Raw genomic sequence first — 20312 nt, 5'->3', positions numbered from 1 at the left:
CAGGCCCCGGACATCAGTCCGGAAGGGTGACGAAGTCAATCAATTCCTCCACCCGGCCCAGCAGTTGGGGTTCGAGGTCCTTGTAGCTGCGGACCTTGGACAGGATGTGCTGCCAGGCCGCCCCGGTGTTCTCCGGCCACCCCAGCGCCCGGCACACGCCCGTCTTCCAGTCCTGCCCCCTCGGCACCACCGGCCAGGCCTCGATCCCCACCGAGGACGGCTTCACCGCCTCCCACACGTCGATGTACGGGTGCCCCACCACCAGCACATGCGCGCCCGTCACCCGCTCGGCGATCCGGGACTCCTTGGAGCCGGGCACCAGATGGTCCACCAGCACCCCCAGCCGGGCGTCCGGCCCCGGCGCGAACTCCCCGACGATCGCCGGAAGGTCGTCCACGCCCTCCAGGTACTCCACGACCACGCCCTCGATGCGCAGGTCGTCGCCCCACACCCGCTCCACCAGCTCGGCGTCGTGCCGGCCCTCCACATAGATCCGCCCGGCCCGCGCCACCCGGGCCCGCGCCCCGGGCACCGCCACCGAACCGGAGGCCGTACGGGTGGGGCGCACCGGGCCGCCGGGCCCCGGGCGGACCAGCGTGACGGCCTTGCCCTCCAGCAGGAAGCCGCGCGGCTCCATCGGGAACACCCGGTGCTTGCCGAAGCGGTCCTCCAGGGTCACCGTGGGCCCCTGGGCCGTCTTCTCGCAGCGGATCACCGCCCCGCAGAAGCCGGTGGAGACCTCCTCCACGACCAGGTCGGGCTCGGCGGGCACCTCGGGCACGGGGGCGGACCTCTTCCACGGCGGGGTCAGGTCCGGCTGGTAGCTGCGCATGGCACGACGATAATTCGCGCCGCCCGTACGGCCATTCGCGCCCCGCCCGCGACACGCGGTGACCGGCCCGGTCCCCGTACCCCTCCGCGCCTCCCTCGCGCCCCCTCCGGCCCCCAGTGGCTCACGCCACCGCGAACCGCTCCGCCAGCGACGCCCGCTGCGCCCGGACGAACGCCGCGTCCACCACCGCCCCGTGCCCCGGCACGTACAGCGCGTCCTCGCCGCCCAGGGCCAGCAGCCGCTCCAGCGCGGCCGGCCAGCGCGAGGTGATCGCGTCCGGGCCCGCCTGCGGCTCGCCCGACTCCTCGACCAGGTCGCCGCAGAACACCACCGGAGGCCCGCCGTCCGCGCCCGGCACCAGCGCCACGAGGTCATGGCCGCTGTGCCCCGGGCCCACGTTCACCAGCAGCACCTCACGGCCGCCGCCCAGATCGAGCGTCCAGTCGCCGCACACCTCGTGGTGCGGGACCACCAGCGTGTCCACCGACCGGGCCGCCTCGTCCTCCGGGATCCCCTGGTGCACCGACGAGGCGCACAGCCCCTCCGCCTCGTCCCGCATCAGGGCGCCGACGCCCACCGCCCCGTACACCTGGGCCCCGGCGAACGCGGCGGTGCCCAGCACATGATCGAAGTGCGGGTGGCTCAGTGCGATATGCGTCACCCTCCGCCCGAGCAGCGCCTCGGCCTGCCGCCGCAGCTCGACGCCCTCGCGCAGCGTGGCGCCGGTGTCGTACAGCAATACGCCGTCCGGCCCGGCGACCAGCCCGGCGGTGGCGTCCCAGCCGGGGAGCCGCCGCCTGCCGATACCGTTGCCCAACCGCTCCCAGCCGAAGTCTTCCCAAGCGACGTCCATACCAGGACGCTATCGGCAACGACCTGCGCAGTCTCGTGGGAGCGTGGCCGGTCGCCCTTGCCCCGGCCCCACCTCACCCCCGTACACTGACCGCGGGGATTGCTGGCACTCGAACGCACCGAGTGCCAGACAGACACCGGAGAGACACAGCTGGAGGTGTGCGCGATGCTCAGCGAACGCAGACTCGAAGTGCTGCGCGCCATCGTCCAGGACTATGTCGGCACCGAGGAGCCCGTCGGCTCCAAGGCGCTGACCGAGCGGCACCGGCTCGGGGTGTCCCCGGCCACCGTCCGCAACGACATGGCGGTGCTGGAGGACGAGGGCTTCATCGCCCAGCCGCACACGAGCGCGGGGCGCATCCCCACCGACAAGGGGTACCGCCTCTTCGTCGACAGACTCGCGGGCGTCAAGCCGCTGTCCTCGCCCGAGCGCCGGGCCATCCAGAACTTCCTCGACGGCGCGGTCGACCTCGACGACGTGGTCGGCCGGACGGTTCGGCTGCTCGCGCAGCTGACCCGGCAGGTCGCCGTCGTCCAGTACCCCTCGCTGACCCGCTCGACGGTGCGGCACGTGGAGCTGCTGGCGCTCGCCCCCGCCCGGCTGATGCTCGTCCTCATCACGGACACCGGCCGGGTCGAACAGCGTATGATCGACTGTCCTGCGCCGTTCGGCGAGGCATCGCTCGCGGATCTGCGGGCCCGGCTCAACAGCCGGGTCGTCGGACGCCGCTTCGCGGATGTCCCGCAGCTGGTGCAGGAGCTGCCGGAATCCTTCGACAGCGAGGACCGGGGAACGGTTTCCACGGTTCTTTCCACCCTCCTCGAAACACTGGTCGAGGAGACGGAGGAGCGGCTGATGATCGGCGGCACCTCCAACCTCACCCGCTTCGGACACGACTTCCCGGTGATGATCCGGCCGGTGCTGGAAGCACTGGAGGAACAGGTCGTCCTGCTGAAGCTGCTCGGTGAGGCAACGGACTCCGGCATGACCGTACGAATCGGGCACGAGAACGCCCACGAGGGACTCAACTCCACGTCCGTCGTCGCGGTCGGCTACGGTTCGGGCGACGAGGCAGTCGCCAAACTCGGCGTGGTCGGACCGACCCGCATGGACTACCCCGGAACGATGGGAGCGGTACGCGCAGTGGCACGTTACGTCGGACAGATCCTGGCGGAGTCGTAAGTGGCCACGGACTACTACGCCGTACTCGGCGTGCGCCGCGACGCATCTCAGGACGAGATCAAGAAGGCATTCCGTCGGCTCGCCCGCGAGCTGCACCCGGATGTCAACCCCGATCCGAAGACCCAGGAGCGGTTCAAGGAGATCAACGCCGCTTACGAGGTGCTCTCGGACCCGCAGAAGAAGCAGGTCTACGACCTCGGCGGCGACCCGCTCTCGGCCGGCGGCGGAGGCGGTGGCGCGGGCGGTTTCGGAGCCGGCGGCTTCGGCAACTTCTCCGACATCATGGACGCGTTCTTCGGCAACGCCGCGCAGCGCGGGCCCCGTTCGCGGACCCGGCGGGGCCAGGACGCCATGATCAGGCTGGAGATCGACCTCAACGAGGCGGCCTTCGGCACCACCAAGGACATCCAGGTCGACACGGCGGTCGTCTGCACCACCTGCAGCGGCGAGGGCGCGGCCCCCGGCACCTCCGCCCAGACCTGTGACATGTGCCGCGGCCGCGGCGAGGTCTCGCAGGTCACCCGGTCCTTCCTGGGCCAGGTCATGACCTCGCGCCCCTGCCCGCAGTGCCAGGGCTTCGGCACGGTCGTGCCCACCCCGTGCCCGGAGTGCGCCGGTGACGGCCGCATCCGCTCGCGGCGCACCCTGACCGTGAAGATCCCCGCGGGCGTCGACAACGGCACCCGCATCCAGCTCGCCGGCGAGGGCGAGGTCGGCCCCGGCGGCGGCCCGCCCGGCGACCTGTACGTCGAGATCCACGAGCTGCCGCACGCCGTCTTCCAGCGGCGCGGCGACGACCTGCACTGCACGGTCACCATCCCGATGACCGCCGCGGCCCTCGGCACCAAGTGTCCGCTGGAGACGCTGGACGGCCTGGAGGAGATCGACATCCGGCCCGGCACCCAGTCCGGCCAGTCCGTGCCCCTGCACGGCCGCGGGATCACGCATCTGCGCGGTGGCGGCCGGGGCGACCTGATCGTCCACGTCGAGGTGACGACCCCCTCCAAGCTCGACGCGGAACAGGAACGGCTCCTTCGGGAGTTCTCCAAGCTGCGCGGCGAGGAGCGGCCCCTGGGCCAGTTTCAGCCAGGTCAGCAGGGGCTCTTCTCCCGTCTGAAGGACGCCTTCAACGGCCGCTGAACCGCTTTAGGCCTTTCACCGCACCGCCCGCCGGTTCCCTACCGGCGGGCGGTGCGTCGTACGGCGGGAGAACCGGTCAGGCCGTCGGCTGGCTGATTCGGCCCCGTGCACGGGACGTGGCACGATGCGGTCATGTCCTCCGAGTTGACCGATCTCTGCCGGTATCCGATCGTGCAGGCCCCGATGGCGGGCGGCGCGTCCGGACCCCAGCTCGCCGGGGCCGTCGCCGGGGCCGGCGGGCTCGGATTCCTGGCCGCCGGGTACAAAACGGCGGACGGGATGTACAACGAGATCAAACAGCTGCGCCGGCTCACCGGCGGGCCGTTCGGCGTCAACCTCTTCATGCCGCAGCCCACGCTCGCCGACCCCAGCGCCGTCGAGGTCTACCGCCACCAGCTCGCCGGTGAGGCCTCCTGGTACGAGACTCCGCTCGGCGACCCCGACAGCAGCGGCGACGACGGCTACGAGGCGAAGGTCGCGATCCTGCTGGAGGACCCCGTACCGGTGGTCTCCTTCACCTTCGGCTGCCCCACCCGCGACACGCTGGACGCCTTCGCCAAGGCCGGAACGCACACCATCGTGACGGTCACCTCGGCCGAGGAGGCCCAGAGCGCCCAGTGGGCGGGCGCCGACACCGTCTGCGTCCAGGGCTTCGAGGCGGGCGGTCACCAGTCCACCCACCGCGACGACCCGCAGGTCGACCACGCCGGCACCGGGCTGCTCTCCCTCGTCGCCCAGGTCCGCGAGACCGTGCAGATCCCGATCGTCGCCACCGGCGGCCTGATGCGCGGCTCGCAGATCGCCGCCGTCCTCGCCGCGGGCGCCGACGCCGCCCAGCTCGGCACCGCCTTCCTTATCTGCCCCGAGTCCGGGGCGCACCTGCTGCACAAGCAGGCCCTGACCAACCCGCTGTTCGTCCGCACCGAGCTGACCCGCGCCTTCTCCGGGCGGCCCGCCCGCGGCCTGGTCAACCGCTTCGTCCGCGAACACGGCCCGTACGCCCCCGCCGCCTACCCCCAGGTCCACTACGTCACCAGCGGGCTGCGCCAGGCCGCCGCCAAGGCCGGGGACGCCCAGGGCATGGCCCTGTGGGCCGGGCAGGGCCACCGGATGGCCCGCGAACTGCCCGCCGGCGAGCTGATCGAGCTGCTCGCCGCCGAACTGGAGGCCGCCAGGGCGGCCCTGAGCATGAGGAGCCCCCGGTGACCGCACCGGTCTTCGTCGTCGAACGGATGCCCACCGGGCCGGAGTTCGTCCTGGAGGGACCCGAGGGGCGGCACGCCGTCTCGGTGAAGCGGCTCCAGCCCGGCGAGGAGGTCGTGCTCACCGACGGGCTCGGCCACTGGGCGCAGGGCGTCGTACGGGCCGCCGAGGGCAAGGACCGCCTCACGGTCGCCCTCGGCGCCGCCGCCCAGGAGGAGCCCGTGCCCGAACCCCGGATCACCGTCGTCCAGGCGCTCCCCAAGGGCGACCGGGGCGAGCTGGCCGTGGAGACGATGACCGAGACCGGCGTCGACGCGATCGTGCCCTGGCAGGCGGCCCGCTGCATCACCCAGTGGAAGGGCGACCGGGGCGCGAAGGCCCTGGCGAAATGGCGCGCCACGGCCCGGGAAGCGGGCAAGCAGTCCCGCCGGGTGCGCTTTCCGGAGGTGGCCGGGGCCATGACGACCAAGCAGGTCGCCGCCCTGCTCGCGGGGGCGGACCTCGCCGGCGTCCTGCACGAGGACCGCGACCACGACAGCACCCCCCTCGCCACCGCCGAACTCCCCGCCACCGGCTCGATCGTGCTCGTCGTCGGCCCCGAGGGCGGCGTCTCCCCGCAGGAACTGGCCGTCTTCGCCGAGGCGGGCGCCCGCCCCTACCGGCTGGGCCGCAGCGTGCTGCGCACCTCCACCGCCGGGACGGCCGCGACCGCCCTGCTGCTGGGACGCACCGGCCGCTGGGGGTGACCGGGGCCCGCCGGACCGGCGTTAGCATGCCCCTGTAACGCGTACCGATCTTCGGCGAAGTCCCGTTCCCCGGGGAAGCGAACCGACCACCAGCGACGAGGAGGCCCGGCCATGGCGGGAGAGCCGCAGTCCGACTGCCTGTTCTGCAAGATCGTCTCGGGAGACATCCCGGCGACCATCGTCCGCGAGAGCGAGACCACCGTCGCCTTCCGCGACATCAACCCGCAGGCCCCGACCCACGTCCTGGTCATCCCGAAGGTCCACTACCCGGACGCCGCCTCCCTCGCCGCCGCCGAACCGCGGATCGCCGCGGACGTCCTGCGCGAGGCCGGAGAGGTCGCCGCCGAGGAGAAGGTCGACGGCAGCGGGTACCGGATCATCCTCAACACCGGCTCCGGCGCGGGCCAGACCGTCTTCCACGCGCACGCCCACGTCCTGGGAGGCCGCGGCCTCCAGTGGCCCCCCGGCTAGCCCCTTTCCGCACAGTAGGAGCGTCTCCCCATGTCCGTACGCGAGCTGGTGGTGCTCGGCACCGCCAGCCAGGTCCCCACCCGGCACCGCAACCACAACGGCTATCTGCTGCGCTGGGACGGCGAGGGACTCCTCTTCGATCCCGGCGAGGGCACCCAGCGCCAGATGCTGCGGGCCGGGGTCGCCGCGCACGACATCGACCGGATCTGCGTCACCCACTTCCACGGTGACCACTCCCTCGGGCTCGCCGGCGTGATCCAGCGGATCAACCTCGACCAGGTGCCGCACCCGGTCACCGCCCACTACCCGGCGAGCGGGCAGCACTTCTTCGACCGGCTGCGGTACGCCACCGCCTACCGCGAGAGCGTCGAGCTGACCTGCGTCCCGGCCGCCGGAACCGGCGGAGTCCTCGCCGCCACGCCCTCGTACACCCTGGACAGCGCGAAGCTCTCGCACCCCGTCGAGTCGTACGGCTACCGCCTCACCGAGCCCGACACCCGGCGCATGCTGCCCGCCCTCCTGAAGGAGCACGGCATCGCCGGACCGGACGTCGGCCGCCTCCAGCGCGCGGGCGTCCTCGACGGCGTCACGCTGGAGCAGGTCTCCGAGCACCGGCGCGGGCAGCGGTTCGCGTTCGTCATGGACACCCGGCTCTGCGACGGGGTGTACGCGCTCGCCGAGGCGTGCGACATGCTCGTCATCGAGTCGACCTTCCTCGACGAGGACGAGAAGCTGGCCGTCGACCACGGTCACCTGACCGCCGGACAGGCCGCCCGGGTGGCCCAGGAGTCGGGCGTGCGCCACCTCGTGCTGACCCACTTCTCCCAGCGCTACAACGACCCCGAGCTCTTCGAGACCCAGGCCCGCGCCGCCGGGTTCGACGGCGAACTGACGGTCGCACAGGACCTGATCCGGGTCCCCCTCCCCACCCGGCACCACTGACCCCTCTCCCTCCTCTCCCTCCGCGCCCCCCATCGGCACCACCGTCTGCGAGACACCGTGCACCTCCCCAAGGCAGAGCTCCACCTGCACATCGAAGGCACCCTCGAACCCGAGCAGGCCTTCGCCCTCGCGGCACGCAACGGGGTGGCCCTGCCGTACGCCACCACCGAAGAACTGCGCGCCGCCTACGAGTTCGAGGACCTCCAGTCCTTCCTGGACCTGTACTACGCGCTGATGGCCGTCCTGCGCACCGAGGAGGACTTCGCCGAACTCGCCGACGCCTACCTCGCCCGCGCCGCCGCCCAGGGCGTCCGGCACGCCGAGATCTTCTTCGACCCGCAGGCCCACACCGCCCGGGGCGTCCCGATCGGCACCGTCATCGAAGGGCTCGGCCGGGCGCTGGAGCACAGCGAGGAGACGCACGGCGTCTCCACCCAGCTGATCATGTGCTTCCTGCGCGACCTCTCCGCCGAGTCGGCCCTCGGCACCCTGGACGCCGCGAAGCCGTATCTGCACCGGATCAGCGCGATCGGCCTGGACTCCGCCGAGGTCGGTCACCCGCCCGCCAAGTTCCGCGCGGTGTACGAGGCGGCCACCGCCCTCGGCCTGCGCAAGGTGGCCCACGCGGGGGAGGAGGGGCCCCCGGAGTACATCAGGGAAGCCCTGGACGTCCTCGGCGTCGAGCGCATCGACCACGGACTGCGCTGCCTGGAGGACCCGGAGCTGGTGCGGCGGCTGGCCGCCGACCGGGTGCCGCTCACCCTCTGCCCGCTGTCCAACGTCCGGCTGCGGACGGTCGACACGCTGAAGGACCACCCGCTGCCGCAGATGATGGCCGCCGGACTCCTCTGCACGGTGAACTCCGACGACCCCGCCTACTTCGGCGGGTACGCCGGGGACAACTTCGACGCCGTCCAAGACGCGCTCGCCCTGGACCGGGAACAGCTGCGCACCCTGGCCCGCAACTCCTTCGAGGCTGCCTTCCTCGACCACGACGAGGAGCGCCGGGCGCGCTATCTGTCCGAGGTCGAGGCGTACGCGTTCGACTGACCGGAACCGCTGTCCGGACCGGCCGTCCGGATCGCGCTGCGCACCAGCCGCCCGCGCCGCAGGGCCGGGACGCGCAGCTCCGTGACGGCCTGCTCCGGCGCACCGAGCTTCGGCACCGCGCCGGGCAGGCTGCCGGTGGTGGCGGCCAGCAGGGCGGCCGGGGCGCCACCGCGGCGGCGCACCGAACCGGGCACCAGCGGACGGCCGCCGGTGTGCAGGGCCACGGCGGTCACCGGGGCGGCGACCAGCAGGGTGGCCGCGCCCAGGATCAGCCCCATCGCCGGATAGCCGGCCTCCTCGGAGAGCAGACTGCCCAGCAGCGGACCGCAGGCCACCCCGACGGAGGAGGCCGAGCCCGCCAGCACCGCCCAGCGTCCCCGTGCGTCCAGGGAGGCGGCCAGCCCGATCAGGTAGGAGAGGACCACCGGGTAGACGGTGTTCCACAGGATCTCGCCGGTCGCGAAGGAGCCGAGGTCGCGGGCCGAGGAGCTGAGCACGATGCTCGCCGCGATGACCACGGTCCCCAGCCCGATCGGCACCGCCCGGCCGAGCCGCGCGCCGAGCAGCCCGGCGCCCGTCAGCCCGAGCAGCCCCGCGCCGAGCGCGGCGGCGAACACCGCGCCGACGGTGACCTCCGAGAGCCCCGCCTGGACCACGCCGATGCGGTTGCTCACCCCCCACAGCGCGTTCTGCGCCATGGACCAGACGAGCATGCCGCCCGCCAGGACGAGCCCGGAGCGGCGGTGCGGGAGCCGGCCGGTGACCGGTGAGGTCGTCTCCTCTTCCTCCGCCCCCGCCCCCGCCGTCGCTCCGCCGAGCCGGGCGGTCGCGGGCCAGACGAGCAGGGCCACCAGGGAGATCGCGGCGAACGGAAGCCGGTGGCCGCCGCCGAAGTGAGGGATCGTCAGGTAGAGGAGGCCCGCCGTGGCCGACACGGTGAGCAGCCCGAGCGAGGACGTGCGGTGCGGGTCGCGCCGGGCGGCGATCTGTGCCGCGGCGACCGCCGTCGCCGTGCCCGAGCCGAGACCGCCGACCATCACGCAGAGCACCACCAGCGGCACGGACCCGGCGAGCGCGGCGCAGCCGTAACCGACGGCGGCCAGCGCCAGTCCGACGCGGGCGGGGGTACGGGCCCCGTACCGCTCGACCCGGCCCGCCAGGGCGAAACCGGCGCCGGCCGAACTGAGCAGCAGGGCGCTCCCGACCAGGCCCGCCTGGGCGGGACTCAGGCCCAGATGGGCGCTGAGCCGGCCGACGACGGTGGGAAGCAGATAGGAGGCGAGGTAGCCGGCGGTGAACACGGCAACCAGGGGCCACGCGGCACCGGGGCGCGAGGACATGGGCGTTCCTGAAGACATGCCTGAGCAGGCAGGGGGAGGGGAGGGGGTGGAGCGGGGGTGTTTTACAGCGAGATGCTGAGATATGCGGCTCTCGTCGGAGAATGTCCCCGAAGGTGCTCGCGGGGCAATTTGTATCAAGCGCCCCCGGCTCCCCGAAAGCTGCCCCGATGTGATCTGGGTCACTTATGCGTTTATGCAGTGAAACCCCGGGTATTAGCGCATGTTTATGCAGGTCAGGCGTACGGCGAACACACGGGCGCGGAGCCTCTGTTCCCTGGACGGATCGGGCAGACTGGCCGTATCTCACACGGTCCGGATCCCGCCGAGATCCGCCGCACGACCCCCGGGAGCGCACGGTGAGCACAGACACTCCGGGCATCGACCCGCTGCTGGCGCTGCGCGCCCCCCGCGACCCCGCCTGTGACGTCTTCCTGACGGGCCCGGTCTTCCTCGACATCGTCTTCACCGGGCTGGACAGCGCCCCCGTGCGCGGCACCGAGTCCTGGGCCCGGGGGATGGGCTCCAGCCCCGGCGGCGTCGCCAACATGGCCACCGCCCTCGCCCGCCTCGGCCTGCGCACCTCCCTCGCCGCCGCCTTCGGCGACGACCACTACGGGGAGTACTGCTGGGACGCCCTCGAACAGGGCGAGGGCATCGACCTGTCGATGTCGCACACCGTCCCCGGCTGGCACTCCCCGGTCACCGTCTCCATGGCGTACGAGGGCGAGCGCACGATGGTCTCGCACGGCCACGAGGCGCCCGCGCCCACCGATGCCGCCGCACCCACCGGTACGTCCGCGCCCACCGGGGCCGCCGCGCCCGGCCCCGCCTTCCCGCACTGCCCGCCGCGGGCCCGCGCCGCCATCGCCTCGCTCGCCCCGGGCCGGGGCGAGCCCTGGGTGGCCACCGCCGCCCGGAACGGCGCGCTGATCTTCGCCGACGTCGGCTGGGACGAGACCGGCCGCTGGGACCTGGACGCGCTGCCCGACCTGGCGCACTGCGAGGCGTTCCTGCCCAACGCCGAGGAGGCGATGCGCTACACCCGCACCGACTGCCCGCGCGCCGCCGCCCACGCGCTCGCCGAACGCGTCCCGCTCGCCGTGGTCACCCTGGGCGCCGAGGGCGCGTACGCCGTCGACGGCCGCACCGGCGCCGCCGCCGCGGTCCCCGCCATCGAGGTGGAGGCCCTCGACCCGACGGGCGCCGGGGACGTGTTCGTCGCCGGCTTCGTGACCGGCACCCTCGCCGACTGGCCGCTCGCCGACCGGCTCGCCTTCGCCGGGCTCACCGCGGCCCTCTCGGTCCAGGAGTTCGGCGGATCGCTCTCCGCCCCCGGCTGGGCCGAGGTCGCCGCCTGGTGGCAGCTGATCCGCACCTGCGACAGCCAGGACCCGGCCGCCCTGGAGCGCTACGCCTTCCTGCACGACCTGCTGCCGACCACGGCCCGCGCCTGGCCGCTGCGGCGCGCGGTGCCCACGATCGGCTTCCGCCAGTGACCGGACGCCGGCCGGGCTGTGCACCGTGGCGGCCCGGGTCGTACACACGGCCGGTAAAACCTCTCGGTCTTGTCACTGCCAGGTCGTAGGCTTGGTCATCCAGAGGTTGTCGAGCAGCGAGAACCCTGCAACGGGAGGTATGCGCAGGCCCGAGGGCCGGCCCATGACTCAGACACCCACACAGCCGCAGGCGCGTGCCCAGATCAGGATCCCGGCCGCACACCCCATGGTGATGCTCCTCGGATCGGGTGACTCGCTGTTGCGCGTGATCGAAGAGGCTTTCCCGGCGGCCGACATCCATGTCCGGGGCAACGAGATCAGTGCCACGGGCGAGGCCGCCGACGTCGCTCTCATCCAACGCCTGTTCGACGAGATGATGCTCGTGCTCCGCACCGGAGCGCCGATGACGGAGGACGCAGTGGAACGGTCGATCGCCATGCTCAGGGCGGCCGGCACCGGACAGGGGGAGCCTCAGGGCGAGACGCCCGCCGAGGTGCTCACGCAGAACATCCTCTCCAGCCGCGGCCGCACCATCCGCCCCAAGACGCTCAACCAGAAGCGGTACGTCGACGCGATCGACAAGAACACGATCGTGTTCGGCATCGGCCCCGCCGGTACGGGCAAGACCTACCTCGCCATGGCCAAGGCGGTCCAGGCGCTCCAGTCCAAGCAGGTCAGCCGCATCATCCTGACCCGGCCCGCGGTCGAGGCGGGGGAGCGGCTCGGATTCCTGCCGGGCACCCTGTTCGACAAGATCGACCCGTATCTGCGCCCGCTCTACGACGCGCTGCACGACATGCTCGACCCCGACTCGATCCCGCGGCTGATGGCGGCGGGCACGATCGAGGTCGCGCCGCTGGCCTATATGCGGGGCAGGACGCTCAACGACGCGTTCATCATCCTCGACGAGGCGCAGAACACCAGCGCCGAGCAGATGAAGATGTTCCTCACCCGCCTCGGCTTCGACTCCAAGATCGTCATCACCGGTGACGTCACCCAGGTCGACCTGCCGAGCGGCACCAAGAGCGGGCTGCGGCAGGTCCAGGACATCCTGGAGGGACTGGACGACGTCCACTTCTCCCGCCTCACCTCCCAGGATGTCGTCCGGCACAAGCTCGTCGGCCGTATCGTCGACGCGTACGAGAAGTACGACAGCCGAAACGATCAACAGGACGGTCAGGCGGAAGGCCCGGAAGCCGGCCGACGCGACCGCCGTAAAGGGAAGTAGTCGCAGCGCACCATGTCGATCGACGTCAACAACGAGTCCGGAACCGAGGTCGACGAGCAGGCGATCCTCGACATCGCCCGCTACGCACTGGCCCGGATGCGGATCCACCCGCTGTCCGAGCTCTCGGTGATCGTGGTGGACACCGACGCCATGGAGCAGCTGCACATCCAGTGGATGGACCTTCCCGGTCCGACCGATGTCATGTCCTTCCCGATGGACGAGCTGCGTCCGCCGGCCAAGGACGACGAGGAGCCCCCGCAGGGGCTCCTCGGTGACATCGTGCTCTGCCCGGAGGTCGCCAAGAAGCAGGGCGAAGAGGCCCCGACACAGCACTCCATGGACGAGGAGCTCCAGCTCCTGACCGTCCACGGAGTGCTGCACCTGCTGGGGTACGACCACGAGGAGCCGGACGAGAAGGCCGAGATGTTCGGTCTCCAGGCCGCCATCGTGGACGGCTGGCGCGGGGAGCACGGGCTCACCGGCGCGTCCCCCGCCCCCACCGTCTCGTGAGCGCGCCCTTGATCCTCGGCGCCGTCCTGCTGGTCGTCGTCGGCTGGCTGGCCGCCTGCGCCGAGGCCGGCATCGCCCGCACCTCCAGCTTCCGGGCGGACGAGGCGGTCCGCTCGGGCCGGCGCGGCAGCGCCAAGCTGGCGCAGATCGCCGCCGACCCGACCCGCTATCTCAACGTCGCCCTGCTGGTGCGGGTCGCCTGCGAGATGTCGGCCGGGGTCCTCGTCACCTACGCCTGCCTCCAGGAGTTTCCCGAGACCTGGGAGGCCCTGGCCGTCGCCATGGGCGTGATGGTCCTCGTCTCCTACGTCGCCATCGGCGTCTCCCCGCGCACCATCGGCCGTCAGCACCCGCTGAACACGGCCACCGCCTCGGCGTACGTGCTGCTGCCGCTGGCCAGGATCATGGGACCGATCCCGCAGCTGCTGATCCTCGTCGGCAACGCGCTGACCCCGGGCAAGGGGTTCCGCAAGGGGCCGTTCGCCAGTGAGGCCGAGCTGCGCGCCATGGTCGACCTCGCCGAGGCGGAGTCGCTGATCGAGGACGACGAGCGCCGCATGGTGCACTCCGTCTTCGAGCTGGGCGACACCCTGGTCCGCGAGGTCATGGTGCCGCGCACCGACCTCGTCTCCATCGAGCGCTACAAGACGATCCGCCAGGCCCTCACCCTCGCCCTGCGCTCCGGCTTCTCCCGGATCCCGGTCACCGGCGAGAACGAGGACGACGTCGTCGGGATCGTCTACCTCAAGGACCTGGTCCGCAAGACGCACATCAACCGGGAGTCCGAGGCCGATCCGGTCTCCACCGCGATGCGCCCCGCCGCCTTCGTCCCCGACACCAAGAACGCCGGGGACCTGCTGCGCGAGATGCAGCAGGACCGCAGCCATGTCGCGGTCGTCATCGACGAGTACGGCGGCACCGCGGGCATCGTCACCATCGAGGACATCCTGGAGGAGATCGTCGGCGAGATCACCGACGAGTACGACCGGGAGCTGCCGCCCGTCCAGGAGCTGGAGCACGGCTGCTACCGGGTCACCGCCCGGCTCGACATCGGGGACCTCGGCGACCTCTTCGGCCTCGACGAGTACGACGACGAGGACGTGGAGACCGTCGGCGGCCTGCTCGCCAAGGCGCTCGGCCGGGTCCCGATCGCCGGTGCGTCGGCGATGGTCGAGCTGCCCGACGGCCGCAGGCTCCGGCTCACCGCGGAGTCCCCGGCGGGCCGACGGAACAAGATCGTCACCGTGCTGGTGGAGCCGGAGCACAAGGAGACCGAGGAGAAGGAAGCGGAATGACGCCGGAGCGGCTGCGGGCCTTCTGCCTGGACTTCAACGCGAGCGTGGAGGCGTTCCCGTTCGGACCGGAGACCTCCGTCTTCAAGGTGCTCGGCAAGATGTTCGCCCTCACCGCGCTGGACGGGCGGCCGCTCACGGTCAACCTCAAGTGCGATCCCGACGAGGCGATCCGGCTGCGCGAGACGCACCCCGCGATCGTGCCCGGCTGGCACATGAACAAGCGCCACTGGAACACGGTCACCGTCTCCGGCGTCCCGGACCGGCTGCTGCGCGAGCTGGTCGAGGACTCCTACGACCTGGTGGTCGCCGGACTCCCGAAGGCGGAGCGGCTGCGCCTGGACCGCCCCTAGGCCCCGTAGGCGTACGCGACCGTCCTGCGGGCCGCCGCGCACACAGGAGAACGGGCCCGCTCCTCCCCCGTGGGGAGCGGGCCCGTCCGCGTACCGGCCGGGCGCTCAGCCCCGGCGCAGTCCCGCCGCCACCGCCGCGCCCGCCGCCAGCAGGATCGCCGCGGCCACCGCCACCACCGTCCGTACGCCGTCGAACAGCGTGTCCTGCGTCGTGGCCAGCACCCCCAGCAGTGGGATCCCGACCGTGAGGCCCACCTGCTGGGTCGTGGTGACCAGACCGGTCGCGAGACCCTGCTCCTCGTCCGGGACGCCGGACGTCACGGTCAGCCCGTACGCGATGATCGCGCCCAGGTGGAACATGCTGGCCAGCGACACCGCGGCGGTCGCCAGCCACACCCCCGACTCCGCGCCCAGGCCCAGCAGCGCGCCGATGAACAGCCCCTGGCCGAGCAGCGACAGCGCCAGGGTCCGGCGGGCGCCGATCCGGCCGATCAGCTTCGGCGCGTACATCCCCGCCACCACCGACAGCACGCCCTGGACCCCGAAGACCAGACCGGTGGAGAACGGCGAGAGGTCCAGGACCTCCTGGAGGTACAGGGTCAGGACGAAGACGACGGTGCTCATCATCGAGAAGGTCACCAGACCGCCCAGGTTGCCGAACGCCACCGTCCGCCGCCGCAGCATCGGCAGCGACACCAGCGGGGCCGCCGAACGGGACTCCACCACGACGAACACCGTGAGCAGCGCGACGCCGAGAACCAGGGTGACCAGGACGTCCATGCCGCCGAAGCCGCGCTCCGCCGCCGTCGACAGGGAGTAGATCAGCGCCAGCAGACCGCCGGTGACGCTCACCGCGCCCGGCACGTCCAGCCGGGGCCGGTCCGTGGTGCGCGACTCCTTCAGCACCCTCGGGGCCGGCACCAGCACCACGGCCGAGGCCACCGCCAGCAGCCCCATCGTGGAGCGCCAGCCCAGCGTCTCGGTCAGCACACCGCCCGCGACCATGCCCACGGTGAAGCCGAGCGACATCAGCGTCCCGCTGATCCCGAGCGCCCGGTCGCGCAGCGGCCCCTCCGGGAACGTCGTCGTCAGCAGGGACATCCCGGTCGGCACGATCACCGCCGCCCCCAGGCCCTGGAGCGCCCGCCCGGCGAGGAAGGAGGCCGGGTCCCAGGCCAGCGTCGCCAGCAGGGACGAGGTGCCGAAGACGGTGAGCCCGATGAGGAAGAGCCTGCGCCGCCCGTACAGATCGGCGATCCTCCCGAAGAGCAGCAGGAAGCCCCCCGACGGCAGCGCGAACGCGGTGACCGCCCACTGGAGGCCCGTGGTGCTCAGCCCCAGGTCCCTGCCGAGCACCGGCAGCGCCACGTTCAGCACCGAGAAGTCGAGCGCCACCATGAACTGGGCGGCGCACAGCACGAAGAGGACCAGCCGGGCCCGGCCGGAGAGCCGGGGCGGGGCGGTCCCGGCGCGCGCGGGGGACAGCGGAGAAGCGGGGGAAGCAGAGGTGGGAGGGGTTTCGATCGCCATGCGTCCCACCCTGCGGCGACCGGAATAACCGTGGGGAGCGGGAACTTATCCTGTTGCCCGCACCACCAGGCGGGCACATACACGGACACCAGGGGGAGTACGTGGCCACACCGGCCCAGCAGGCGACGGACGACACGAAAGCCCACCGCCTCGCCGAACTGCGCGAGTTCCTGAGGAGCCGACGGGCCCGCGTCACCCCCGACGAGGCGGGTCTGCCCGGCGGCGCCCGCCGACGCACCCCGGGACTGCGCCGCGAGGAGGTCGCCGTCCTCGCCGGGGTGGGCGTCTCCTGGTACCAGTGGCTGGAGCAGGGCCGGGACATCACCGTCTCCCCGCAGGTCCTGGACTCCGTCGCCCGGGTGCTGCGGCTGAGCAGCGCCGAGCGCCGCCATCTGTACGCGCTGGCCGGGCTGAACCCGCCCCCGCCCGAGGTCGACCCGGCCGACGCCGACATGTGCGAGGGGCTGACCCGGCTCATCGACGCCTGGATGCCCTACCCGGCCCACATCATGGACCGCTACTGGAACACCGTCCTGTACAACGACGCGGCCGCCGCGGTCCTCGGGATGCGCCCCGGCATCCGGCAGAACTGCCTGGTCGCCTTCTTCACCGACCCGGTCTACCGCTCGCGCACCGCGCCCGGTTGGGAAACGCTGGCCCCGCAGGTGGTGGCCCAGTTCCGGGCGGCCTGCTCGGACTCCCCGGAGGACGACGGTTTCCGGGCCGTGGTCGAGGAGGCGAAGGCGGCCAGCCCCCTCTTCGCCGAGCTGTGGGAGCGGCGCGACATCGCTCCCGCGGGACAGAACCGCAAGGAGGTGGAGCACCCCGTGGTCGGCCGCCTCTTCCTGGAGGCCACCCAGCTGCGGGTGCCCGCCCGGCCGGACCTGGCGATCGTGCTGCACACCCCGCTGCCCGACACCGGCTGCGAGGCCAGGCTCCAGTGGCTCGCCTCGCCCGAGGGGCGGCGCGGCTCGATGTACCCGGTGCCGGGGTGACCCGCGCGGGTCCGGGAGCGGCTTCGTATGCTCGTGCCATGACCGACACCACCGACCTCGACGCCGAGGACCGCAAGATCGTCACCCTGGCGCGCAGCGCCCGCGCCCGCAACGGGGTGCCCGAGGGCGCCGCCGTGCGCGACGAGACGGGACGTACGTATGTCGCGGGCACGGTGGCGCTGGAGTCGCTGAAGCTCAGTGCCCTGCAGGCCGCCGTCGCCATGGCGGTGGCCAGCGGCGCCACCTCGCTGGAGGCGGCAGCGGTCGTCTCCGCCGCCGGTACGCCCTCCGACGACGACCGGGCCGCGGTGCGGGACCTGGGCGGGCCGGACACCCCGGTGCTGCTCGCGGGGCCGGACGGCACGCTGCGGGTCCGGGTGACCGCGGGCTGAGCCGGTCCGGGTGACGGAGGGCCGGACGGGGTCCGCGTGACGGGGGACCGGCGGGCCCGTGTGACGGGTGGCCGAAAAGGGCCCGTCACGCTGTCCCGGCCGCCGATCTTGACATCACCTGATGGGCCATCAGTCACCGCATTTCGTCCGCATTGACTTCTTTTTCGCCCGGGTCGTCAATGGCCCCTGCCGGTACGGAAGAGCCGCCGTACCGCTTTCCGCAGGAGGGCACCGAATTCATGCGACCGACCATGCGAAGATCCACCGATCCGCGGCGCCGCTGGGCCGCCGCCCTGGGCATCACCGCACTCGTCGTCACCGGGGGAGGGCTGCTCGGCAGTCCGGCGCACGCCGCCGCGACGGCCTCCGTCGCGGTCGACTTCCCCACCCACTGCATCCCGCCGCCCATCGCCGGGATCCCGCCCATCGACGGCACCACGGCCGCGCAGATCACCGTCGACAACGCGACCCCGCAGGTCGGCGACACCGTCGCCGTGACCTACACCGTGGTCGAACCCGCCGCCGGCAACCCCGTCGACCTGGCGCTGCCCGCCGACATCATGACGCCTACCGGGAAGGTCACCCTCGGCGGCGCGCAGAGCGGCGACGTCACCGTCGCGGGGCCGAAGAAGAACGACCCGGTCCCCGGCAAGGGCACCTTCCCGCCGTTCTCCATGACCGGCACGTTCACCGTCACCGCGCCCGGTGCGATCACCCTGTCGCCCGGCGACTACAACATCCACACCAGCTACATCATGGAGCTGGACACCCCCTGCACGGTGACGGGCCCGCCCGCCCCCGTGTCGGAGACCGTCGTCGCCATCGGCGGCGGCCAGGGCAACGAACGTGCCCTTCGGCTCTCGGCGGCCTCCGGGCAGCCGGGCGACGAGGTGACCGTCACCGGTACGAAGTTCACCCCGGGCGCGGGCATCACCGTGGCGGGCCGCCACGGCGACGCGCAGACCGGCGACACCGCCTCCGCCACCGCCGACGGATCCGGGGCCTTCACCGCCCGGCTCGCCGTCACCGACCCGGACACCACCGGCGTCGTCGCCTACGAGGGCGGCGCCTGGGACGCCGACAAGGGCGCGGGCCCCCAGGCGTACACCGTCACCGGGGGCGGCGAGATCCCCGACGGCAGCCAGCAGCTCACCACCACCGTCCGGGCGGGCACCCTGTCCATGACCCAGGCCGGCGACAGCGTCCAGCTGTCCGGGGTCGACTTCGGCCGGGGCGGCGCGTCCACCGGAGACCTGCGCACGGTGACCGTCGAGGACTTCCGCGGCGGCCCCGCCGGCTGGTCCCTCACCGGCAAGGTCACCGACTTCACGGGTCCGGGCGGAGCACGGATCAGCGCCGACGCGCTCGGCTGGACCCCGTCCTGCGCCACGCGACCGGGCAGCCCGAGCACCTGCGCGGCGGGCAGCGCGGGAACCGTCGGCAGCGCCGGGGCCACCCTGGCGTCCACCCCCGACGGGGCGGCCACCGGAGGGGAGTTCGCCGTCGACGCGGGGCTCTCCCTGGATGTGCCGGCCTTCACCGGGGCCGGCGCCTACTCGGGAGTGCTGACCCTCACGCTCACGTGAGATCCGGCACCAGCTCGGGAGCGCCGGTCCGCACGCACCGTTGAGGTCCCGCTCCTGATCCACCGTGGGCCGGGCGCGCACCCGGCCGGCCCATTCCACCCGGACACGTCCTGGGGGTCCCGCACCGTGCGCACGCTCTCCGTACTCCTCCCGACGGCCGCCCTCCTGCTGCTCCTCGGCGCGCCCGCCGCCCATCCGGCCGACAACGGCAGCTGGTCCGTCCAGCCCGCCTCCGGCCCGTCCGGCGAACGCCCCTCCCTCTACCTCTTCGCCGCCCCCGGCACCACGCTCACCGACCGGGTCACCGTCACCAACAAGACCGCCGAACAGCTCACCCTGCGGCTGTACGCGGCCGACGCCTACAACACCCCGCGCGACGGCGGCTTCGCGGTCCGCGACCGGAGCGAGAAGCAGCGCTCCGTCGGCGCCTGGGCCCGCACCGACCGGGACACCGTCACCGTGGGCCCCAAGGCCTCGGTCACCGTGCCCCTGACCATCACCGTCCCTGAGAACGCCGAGCCGGGCGACCACCCGGGCGCCCTGATCGCCCTGGACGAGCGCGTCGAAGCCACCCGGCGCGGTTCGGTGGCCGTCGGGGTCCGCAGGGCCGTCGGCGCCCGGATCCACCTGCGGGTGAACGGGCCCACCGTGCCCGCGCTCTCCGTCGAGGACATCCGGATCGTGCGGCACCGCCCGCTGGTCCCCGGCACCGGCACGAGCCGCGCCGTCATCTCGTACACCCTGCACAACCGGGGGAACGTCACGCTCAGCCCTGCCGTCGCCCTGCGCGCCGAAGGCCTCTTCGGCCGGACCCTGCTGGAGCGCGGCCTGACGAGGCTCCCCGCCGAGCTGCTGCCCCGGCAGCGGGTCCGGCTGACCGAGACCTGGGACGGCGCGCCGCAGCTGGACCGGGCCGAGGTCGAACTCACCGCCACCGCGAAGGGCACCCGGGAGTCGGCGGCCGTGACGTTCCTGGCCGTGCCGTGGCTCGTGGCAGGGCTGCTCGCCGTGCTCGTCGCGGCCGGCACGGCCCGGTGGGCGCGGGCCCGCCGACGCCGTGCGCGGACGGCCGACCGGCGCCCGTGACGGGCCCCGGGGCGGGCCCGGCGGACCAGGGCCGGACGGGCCGGACACCCCCCGGCCCGGCCCACTGTGCGGCAGCGCCGCCGGG

The 20312-nt window shown here is 72.8% G+C and carries 20 protein-coding genes; 16 read left to right on the top strand and 4 right to left on the bottom strand.

The window, feature by feature from the left end:
* Positions 1 to 13 precede the first annotated feature (13 nt).
* Together ACH4UK_RS04425 and ACH4UK_RS04420 are read right to left on the bottom strand one after the other, a co-directional pair.
* Entirely contained in the window at positions 14 to 832 is an 819-nt protein-coding gene (locus tag ACH4UK_RS04425; protein ID WP_398354468.1) for a DUF3097 domain-containing protein, read from the bottom strand.
* A gap of 121 nt (positions 833 to 953) precedes the next feature.
* On the bottom strand, positions 954 to 1685 hold the full coding sequence (locus ACH4UK_RS04420; protein WP_398354467.1) for an MBL fold metallo-hydrolase: 732 nt from the start codon (positions 1683 to 1685) through the stop codon (positions 954 to 956).
* A gap of 165 nt (positions 1686 to 1850) precedes the next feature.
* Here ACH4UK_RS04420 and hrcA point away from each other — a divergent pair, with 165 nt between their 5' ends.
* The 7 genes from hrcA (at position 1851) to ACH4UK_RS04385 (ending at position 8419) form a co-directional block, all read left to right on the top strand.
* Positions 1851 to 2867 (top strand): heat-inducible transcriptional repressor HrcA, encoded by a 1017-nt coding sequence (gene hrcA / locus ACH4UK_RS04415; RefSeq protein WP_361868511.1) that lies wholly within the window; start codon positions 1851 to 1853, stop codon positions 2865 to 2867.
* Complete coding sequence (gene dnaJ / locus ACH4UK_RS04410; RefSeq protein ID WP_398354466.1) at positions 2868 to 4007, top strand: molecular chaperone DnaJ; 1140 nt, start codon at positions 2868 to 2870, stop codon at positions 4005 to 4007. It begins immediately after the preceding gene.
* Between the two features lie 132 nt (positions 4008 to 4139).
* Complete coding sequence (locus ACH4UK_RS04405; RefSeq protein ID WP_398354465.1) at positions 4140 to 5213, top strand: nitronate monooxygenase; 1074 nt, start codon at positions 4140 to 4142, stop codon at positions 5211 to 5213.
* A complete protein-coding gene (locus ACH4UK_RS04400; RefSeq protein WP_398354464.1) occupies positions 5210 to 5956 on the top strand; it encodes a 16S rRNA (uracil(1498)-N(3))-methyltransferase in 747 nt (248 codons plus the stop codon). The genes ACH4UK_RS04405 and ACH4UK_RS04400 overlap by 4 nt, the downstream gene beginning before the upstream one ends.
* 111 nt (positions 5957 to 6067) lie before the next feature.
* On the top strand, positions 6068 to 6427 hold the full coding sequence (locus tag ACH4UK_RS04395) for a histidine triad nucleotide-binding protein (RefSeq protein ID WP_398354463.1): 360 nt from the start codon (positions 6068 to 6070) through the stop codon (positions 6425 to 6427).
* A gap of 30 nt (positions 6428 to 6457) precedes the next feature.
* A complete protein-coding gene (locus tag ACH4UK_RS04390; RefSeq protein WP_398354462.1) occupies positions 6458 to 7369 on the top strand; it encodes a ribonuclease Z in 912 nt (303 codons plus the stop codon).
* Between the two features lie 57 nt (positions 7370 to 7426).
* The gene (locus ACH4UK_RS04385; RefSeq protein WP_398354461.1) at positions 7427 to 8419 is read left to right on the top strand and encodes an adenosine deaminase; all 993 of its coding nucleotides are present in this window, start codon (positions 7427 to 7429) and stop codon (positions 8417 to 8419) included.
* Here ACH4UK_RS04385 and ACH4UK_RS04380 read toward each other — a convergent pair.
* Positions 8383 to 9759 carry an MFS transporter gene (locus ACH4UK_RS04380; protein WP_398354460.1) on the bottom strand — a complete coding sequence of 459 codons (1377 nt, stop codon included), beginning with the start codon at positions 9757 to 9759 and terminating at the stop codon, positions 8383 to 8385. The two genes, ACH4UK_RS04385 and ACH4UK_RS04380, sit on opposite strands and share 37 nt — an antisense overlap.
* A 356-nt stretch (positions 9760 to 10115) precedes the next feature.
* Between ACH4UK_RS04380 and ACH4UK_RS04375 the strand changes: the two genes are divergently transcribed.
* The 5 genes from ACH4UK_RS04375 to ACH4UK_RS04355 all read left to right on the top strand — a co-directional run bounded on the left by ACH4UK_RS04375 (position 10116) and on the right by ACH4UK_RS04355 (position 14638).
* Positions 10116 to 11255: a carbohydrate kinase family protein gene (locus ACH4UK_RS04375; protein WP_398354459.1), complete on the top strand. Its 1140-nt coding sequence runs from the start codon at positions 10116 to 10118 to the stop codon at positions 11253 to 11255.
* A gap of 163 nt (positions 11256 to 11418) precedes the next feature.
* Entirely contained in the window at positions 11419 to 12483 is a 1065-nt protein-coding gene (locus tag ACH4UK_RS04370; protein WP_398354458.1) for a PhoH family protein, read from the top strand.
* A 12-nt stretch (positions 12484 to 12495) separates the two neighbouring features.
* Entirely contained in the window at positions 12496 to 12993 is a 498-nt protein-coding gene (ybeY, locus tag ACH4UK_RS04365; RefSeq protein WP_003969265.1) for an rRNA maturation RNase YbeY, read from the top strand.
* Entirely contained in the window at positions 12990 to 14288 is a 1299-nt protein-coding gene (locus ACH4UK_RS04360) for a hemolysin family protein (RefSeq protein ID WP_398354457.1), read from the top strand. Before ybeY ends, ACH4UK_RS04360 begins: the two co-directional genes overlap by 4 nt.
* A complete protein-coding gene (locus ACH4UK_RS04355; RefSeq protein WP_398354456.1) occupies positions 14285 to 14638 on the top strand; it encodes an MmcQ/YjbR family DNA-binding protein in 354 nt (117 codons plus the stop codon). The genes ACH4UK_RS04360 and ACH4UK_RS04355 overlap by 4 nt, the downstream gene beginning before the upstream one ends.
* A gap of 105 nt (positions 14639 to 14743) precedes the next feature.
* Here ACH4UK_RS04355 and ACH4UK_RS04350 read toward each other — a convergent pair whose 3' ends face one another.
* Entirely contained in the window at positions 14744 to 16168 is a 1425-nt protein-coding gene (locus ACH4UK_RS04350) for an MFS transporter (protein ID WP_398354455.1), read from the bottom strand.
* 101 nt (positions 16169 to 16269) lie between these two features.
* Here ACH4UK_RS04350 and ACH4UK_RS04345 point away from each other — a divergent pair, with 101 nt between their 5' ends.
* The 4 genes from ACH4UK_RS04345 to ACH4UK_RS04330 all read left to right on the top strand — a co-directional run bounded on the left by ACH4UK_RS04345 (position 16270) and on the right by ACH4UK_RS04330 (position 20227).
* Positions 16270 to 17163, top strand: a complete 894-nt coding sequence (locus ACH4UK_RS04345; protein WP_398354454.1) for a helix-turn-helix transcriptional regulator — start codon at positions 16270 to 16272, stop codon at positions 17161 to 17163.
* A 38-nt stretch (positions 17164 to 17201) separates the two neighbouring features.
* Positions 17202 to 17555: a cytidine deaminase gene (locus tag ACH4UK_RS04340; RefSeq protein WP_398354453.1), complete on the top strand. Its 354-nt coding sequence runs from the start codon at positions 17202 to 17204 to the stop codon at positions 17553 to 17555.
* A 239-nt stretch (positions 17556 to 17794) separates the two neighbouring features.
* Positions 17795 to 19141, top strand: coding sequence for a beta-xylosidase (locus tag ACH4UK_RS04335; RefSeq protein ID WP_398354452.1), 1347 nt, complete (start codon positions 17795 to 17797; stop codon positions 19139 to 19141).
* A gap of 126 nt (positions 19142 to 19267) precedes the next feature.
* Positions 19268 to 20227, top strand: a complete 960-nt coding sequence (locus tag ACH4UK_RS04330; RefSeq protein ID WP_398354451.1) for a WxL protein peptidoglycan domain-containing protein — start codon at positions 19268 to 19270, stop codon at positions 20225 to 20227.
* Positions 20228 to 20312: the final 85 nt, after the last annotated feature.

Origin of the sequence: Streptomyces sp. NPDC020884 (genome assembly GCF_044333935.1) — a bacterium.
In the GTDB taxonomy this organism is placed as follows: Bacteria; Actinomycetota; Actinomycetes; order Streptomycetales; family Streptomycetaceae; genus Streptomyces.
This window is presented reverse-complemented; position numbering and strand designations above follow the sequence as displayed.